At 43.7% G+C, this 5,146-nt stretch carries 6 protein-coding genes; 5 read left to right on the forward strand and 1 reads right to left on the reverse strand.

Going from position 1 to position 5,146, the window contains the following annotated elements; genetic code table 11:
• Nucleotides 1-190: 190 nt before the first annotated feature.
• Complete coding sequence (locus tag OEV79_12285) at nt 191-745, forward strand: hypothetical protein (protein MDH4212213.1); 555 nt, start codon at nt 191-193, stop codon at nt 743-745.
• An 83-nt stretch (nt 746-828) separates the two neighbouring features.
• Nucleotides 829-1,290: an isoprenylcysteine carboxylmethyltransferase family protein gene (locus OEV79_12290; GenBank protein ID MDH4212214.1), complete on the forward strand. Its 462-nt coding sequence runs from the start codon at nt 829-831 to the stop codon at nt 1,288-1,290.
• Between the two features lie 82 nt (nt 1,291-1,372).
• Here the strand turns inward: OEV79_12290 and OEV79_12295 are convergent, their stop codons facing one another.
• Complete coding sequence (locus OEV79_12295) at nt 1,373-1,753, reverse strand: Ig-like domain-containing protein (GenBank protein ID MDH4212215.1); 381 nt, start codon at nt 1,751-1,753, stop codon at nt 1,373-1,375.
• Nucleotides 1,754-2,144: 391 nt separating this feature from the next.
• On the opposite strand from OEV79_12295, the gene OEV79_12300 reads away from it, so the two are divergent.
• The 3 genes from OEV79_12300 to OEV79_12310 form a co-directional block, all read left to right on the forward strand.
• The gene (locus OEV79_12300) at nt 2,145-2,774 is read left to right on the forward strand and encodes a DUF6338 family protein (GenBank protein MDH4212216.1); all 630 of its coding nucleotides are present in this window, start codon (nt 2,145-2,147) and stop codon (nt 2,772-2,774) included.
• A 12-nt stretch (nt 2,775-2,786) separates the two neighbouring features.
• Complete coding sequence (locus tag OEV79_12305) at nt 2,787-2,930, forward strand: hypothetical protein (protein ID MDH4212217.1); 144 nt, start codon at nt 2,787-2,789, stop codon at nt 2,928-2,930.
• A gap of 569 nt (nt 2,931-3,499) precedes the next feature.
• Nucleotides 3,500-5,146: C25 family cysteine peptidase (locus OEV79_12310; GenBank protein MDH4212218.1), on the forward strand; the 1,647-nt coding region annotated here is incomplete at its 3' end.

Genomic DNA, 5,146 nt, shown 5'->3' on the forward strand with positions numbered 1-5,146 from the left:
ATATTTAGTTCACTTTTGAGAGAATTTCACAGAGGATATTCTCATCTCAGATCTGAAATCTCCAATGTCGAGATTTGATCCCATAATCGACTTTCATCAAACGGCAGCCCTTACCGGAAAGGGATATTGACATTCGTTGAGTCCAAGATAGGATAACTCAACATCCTCAAAGGATGGGAAAGGAGCGAAAATGTCCAGATGCAGCGTGCTAACATCATTGCTTGTCATTGCGATACTATACCTATCGTGCACCCGATGTGGGTCAAATCAAAGGGCAAGCGTGGCTGATGAGCAGTATCCGACAGACAGGAGCGATACGGTACCGGTAGAACTGAAAGACATAAAGGACACGCAGGTTGTCATATATTATACCGAGCCCGCAACGGTAATCGTTAGTTACTCGCACCTCATCGAGAATCTTCAGCATTTCATCGATCAGTACAATGTCACGGACGACATCCGGTTGCTTGAAAAGTTGCGCGCTATGGCATCAGAGACAGATTCAGTGAATATTTCAGATCTTGCAGAGGAAGCGAGGCTTGTTGAACGATTTCAATACCGCCTAGCCGACATGCTCGAAAGAGGTGATGCGACAATTCACGAGACGAAGACGGGTGAAAAAGCAAAAAACATTCTGGTCGAACACTTTGAGTTCATGGCGCATAAGATGGCGGGCCGAGGAGGCAGGCGGTTCTACTTACCAGACCGTACGCTGTTTCTCGAGGTCATCGACTGGATGTCATAGCCAGTCGAACCTGGGCCAGGGGGGCGGCCCATAATAGATATACGTATTCAGTATTGTGAAAAAGTGATTGAAGAAGGAGTGGTATGAAGCGACCAATAGTAGATTACGTCTTGATGTCAGTAGTTGTGACTTCCCTCGTTGTTAACACGATTTTCATCAACATCACACCGCCGGTCATCAAGGCGCTTGTCTATGTTGGCCTCGTTTTGCTTGGAATAGGTATACTGCTTTTAATCATCGCGATCGTTACATTACGGCAAAAAGGCACGGCCAAACTTGTCGACACCGGCATCTACGGCATCGTCAGGCACCCGATATACCTGGCAGCAATGATCATGTTCTTCTCGCACATATTCCTGGGACAACATCTGGTCGTGCTCGTCAGCACCGCTGCGGCAATTGCGTGCTGCTATGTCTCAATGGTGTCCGGCGACCAGCAGAACATCGAAAAATTCGGCGACGACTACGTGCAATACATGAAACGCGTCCCGTGCATGAACTTCATAGCGGGGATGGCACGAAAAATTTCCAGCCCAGAAAAATAGCCACCGAAGGACCGATTCTTCTTACTTGACAATACAAGACATTCTGTAATGTCGAAACCATCCCAATCTTCTGAATATTGTCTCAATTTTGAATTACGACCTCGATACTCGCAACCTCGGCGTTGCCGGATGCATCGCAGGCAGTAGCCGTAATTGTCACACGTGTGCCATTTTCATACTGCGTGGTGTTGAATTCCGGATATACATATGGGGACTCAGGATCCGTGAACGTTTTGACGGAATAACCTCCAGTAAATTCCAATTTAAAAAATACATGGGCCACCCCAACATTATCCTGGGCATCAACGGTTATATCAATCGTACCGCTAATGTCATCATCATTGTGCGGGTATGTGATAATCACACTTGGCGGCATTGAATCAACAATGCCTAGGTCGCAGCCAAAAGTCAGGAGTACTATTACGATTACCAATGGGTATAGAATACGAAATTTACTATTCATCACTGCCTCCCATTTTACTTTCGAGAAGTATAAATATGGAGACACGTAAGTCAACATATTTCACAATCCGACCTCAGTAGACGACGGGGCATAACCTTCACAATTTGCAATTGATTGCATTGTTGTATCTATAAGAAATCTATACCTACATAAGTATCCCGCAAATCTTTACCAGTCTTCGGTTTAGCTGTTAACAATCAAAAAAAAACATCTTATACCCATTTTCACGCCACTCGCTAGTATTAAGAGAAAAAGAAGATAGCAGCATGTCTCCATCGTCAATTACTAATAATGGACCGGTCAAAGATCGCGGTAACGGTGTTACCAGAATGCAGAATACCTACAGTATAAGAATCAATAACATGTATTTCTAAAATGCAAGGAGGTTTAGATGCCTACAAACTTTACCGCCTTATATATCTTATTGATCCTCCTGCCTGGTTTTGTCACCAGCAAAATCACAAGTGCAATCGTCGTCAAGAAAACCGCTTCGGAGTTAGGACAGGTTATCGATGCTCTCGTCTTTACTCTTATTGACCTTGCCTTGTTTATTGTAATAACAAGCATTCTGAAATTCAATCTAACCACTATTACATCTTCGAGTTCAACTTCAGCCGCGTTAGTAAATATTCAAAAATTTGTGATTATGATTTTTATTATTGCCATAATAGTCGGAATACTCCACGGCTGGGCAATAAACAAAGACCTATACTACAAACTGCTACGCACCCTTGGAATCACAACGATAACCGGGAGTTTAGATGTGTGGAATCAGGTATTCAATACGTATTTGGGATGTATCGTGCGAATAAGAATGAATAACAACTCGATAATTGAAGGATGGCCGGAGTATTTTTCAGACACAGCTGATAGTATGAGCCTATTCCTCAGGGATGTCGTAATTATTAGCAAAGATGGCAAAGAAGAAAAAATACCGGCTTTGATGATTACAAACAAGGAAGAAGTCAAATTAATTGAATTCTATCATGAAAAAAAATTATCACCACAAGATGAGAATTAAAGGGAGGTCTACATGATGCCAAAGGTGGGTAAAGGCATGAAACCGCGAAGGCTTCGGCCAACAAAACCAAGACCTAAACCTGCAAAGAAGAAGAAAATTGTAGGAAAAGGTGAACGACCCGGATCAAAAACACGACCGCCGCGATCTGAGACATAGCATACAAGTGAGATTAGTCCCGTGCGTAATGGCATCCGGAAGAAACTATATACCGATCATCTCGCACGGAGAAGTCGACATAGGAGTCTATCTACCTTTCGGTTGGATCTTTTGCACAATTATGATATAATCAATTTCAATTCATCACAATATACGCCGTAATGTTATCATTATCAGTTGTCATCTTTTAGAAACGTCAGTTGCGTGGGCCGACCGGGGCAACTCTCTGTAATTTACAATTCAGTGTTATAGGCCTGTTCATTACAACTCAATATCTGTGTACATGTCTCACAAACCTTTATTTGTCTTCATTTTGGCTGTTAAAAATAAAAAAAAAACATACCATTGCAAGAGATTGCTCCACATGGAAAATAGATGGGGTTATGAACAACGAGCTCATCAACATTACAGGGGGAGTCAACCTAATTAGCGAATACCAGTGGATTCACATAACTTCGAATCTACGAATACAATTCATACATACCCTTGATAAAAGGAGGTGATGGTATGCAAAACTAGCAACAAAAGATTAAGTAACCATGTAAATAAATGCCAAGGAGGGATGTAAAATGAAAAGGAAATTGTCAATCTTATCTATGCGAGAGCAAGGGTCTTATATGATCCTTCTGCTTATGGCTATATTAGGTAGTGGGGCTTTCGCGCAGGAAGCGAGGACTATGGTTCAATACAGCTCCGAACTTCCTACTATCGATACTCTAAGCATTCCGATTGCCGAAAGAGGGCCCTGGAGAGTCTTCAATCGAATAACGGTACCAGGTTTCCACAACTATGGAGATGCAGGAGAGCCGGTTCTGCCCTACAAAACCGCGCGCATTCTGTTACCTCCAGGCCACGAGGTTGAATCGATACGGGTCATTCTTGGCGAAGAAATCTCCCTTGAAGGTGAATACTATCTCGAACCGGGACAGAGACCTATTCCCACTAGTGTAGACACCTTCATCTACACGCCACCCAATCGCACCATATATGAATCCGAGAATCCATTCCCTGAGACCCTTTACCGTGTGATATCCACCCAAAATTTCAGAGGATACAAAATCGTTCTGATTCAACTTTGTCCTATTAAGTATATCCCTGCAAGAAGAAAAATATTCTACTACCCGAATATCAATGTGACAATCGAAACCAAAAAGGTTCGGGACGAAAATCCCTTTTATCGAGGACTCCCCAGAGATCGAGAAGCAGTAGAATCGATGATAGACAACCCTGAAATACTGAAACAATACCCGGAGTTGGACGAATCTCACCTGAAGCATAACCCTCTCCCTGAGGGCAAATGGGATATGATTATTATCACTGACACCACGCTTAAATCCGTATTCAATAATTATGCTACTTGGCGTACGACTCATAGAGGTATTCGCACAATAGTCTACGACATCGCCACCATCTTAGCAAATTACTCAGGTTATGATAACGCGGAGAAGGTACGCAACTTCATTATCGACGCGTACAATGATTGGGGTATTCAATACGCCCTTCTTGGTGGAGACGTTGACATTGTTCCCCATCGGTTATTGCGTTCTGAGTTGTGGGGTGGTGAGAATATTCCGGCCGACATCTACTACGCTGGGCTTGATGGAACCTGGGACACCGATGGTGATCATATCTATGGAGAAACGACCCCTGCCGATGAAGCCGATCTTTTTGCCGAAGTTTACGTAGGTCGTGCACCGGTCAACACTGTTACCGAAGCTCAGAATTTCTGTGATAAGATACGTTCCTACGAGGAGAGTGGTCTAGATACTGTCCGCTGCGACTGGCTGTTCTTTTCTACAATTCTGAGCTCAAGCGGCCAAACCTATGGTGGAGTATACAAAGACGACACCGAAACTAAAGAACTACATCCACCTCACGGATTCAATATTACAAAAGTCTATCAATACTTAGGTGGAACCAGCGCACAAGTCATTAGTGCACTTAACGCCGGACAACGTGTCGGTAATTCCTGCGGGCACGGACACACCGGCGGCTTTGGAATGCTAACTTCCACCAACGTGGACAATCTGACGAACACACATTACTGTCTCATCTACACATGGGCATGCTGGACCAACGCCTTTGACCAGACAACCGACTGTATCGGTGAACACTTCCTTTATACTAAACACGGGGCATTTGCATACATTGGAAACTCACGCTATGGCTGGTATCAGAACAGCGGCGATGCCAGTGGTCCGTCTCATGATTTTGAG

This window comes from candidate division WOR-3 bacterium, from assembly GCA_029858255.1.
Taxonomy (GTDB): domain Bacteria; phylum Hydrothermota; class Tepidihabitantia; order SM23-42; family SM23-42; genus SM23-42.

Coding starts and splice junctions, on each gene's coding strand:
- OEV79_12290 (MDH4212214.1), top strand. CDS start 829: ATGAAGCGACCAATAGTAGATTACGTCTTGATGTCAGTAGTTGTGACT.
- OEV79_12300 (MDH4212216.1), top strand. CDS start 2,145: ATGCCTACAAACTTTACCGCCTTATATATCTTATTGATCCTCCTGCCT.
- OEV79_12295 (MDH4212215.1), bottom strand. CDS start 1,753: ATGAATAGTAAATTTCGTATTCTATACCCATTGGTAATCGTAATAGTA.
- OEV79_12285 (MDH4212213.1), top strand. CDS start 191: ATGTCCAGATGCAGCGTGCTAACATCATTGCTTGTCATTGCGATACTA.
- OEV79_12305 (MDH4212217.1), top strand. CDS start 2,787: ATGATGCCAAAGGTGGGTAAAGGCATGAAACCGCGAAGGCTTCGGCCA.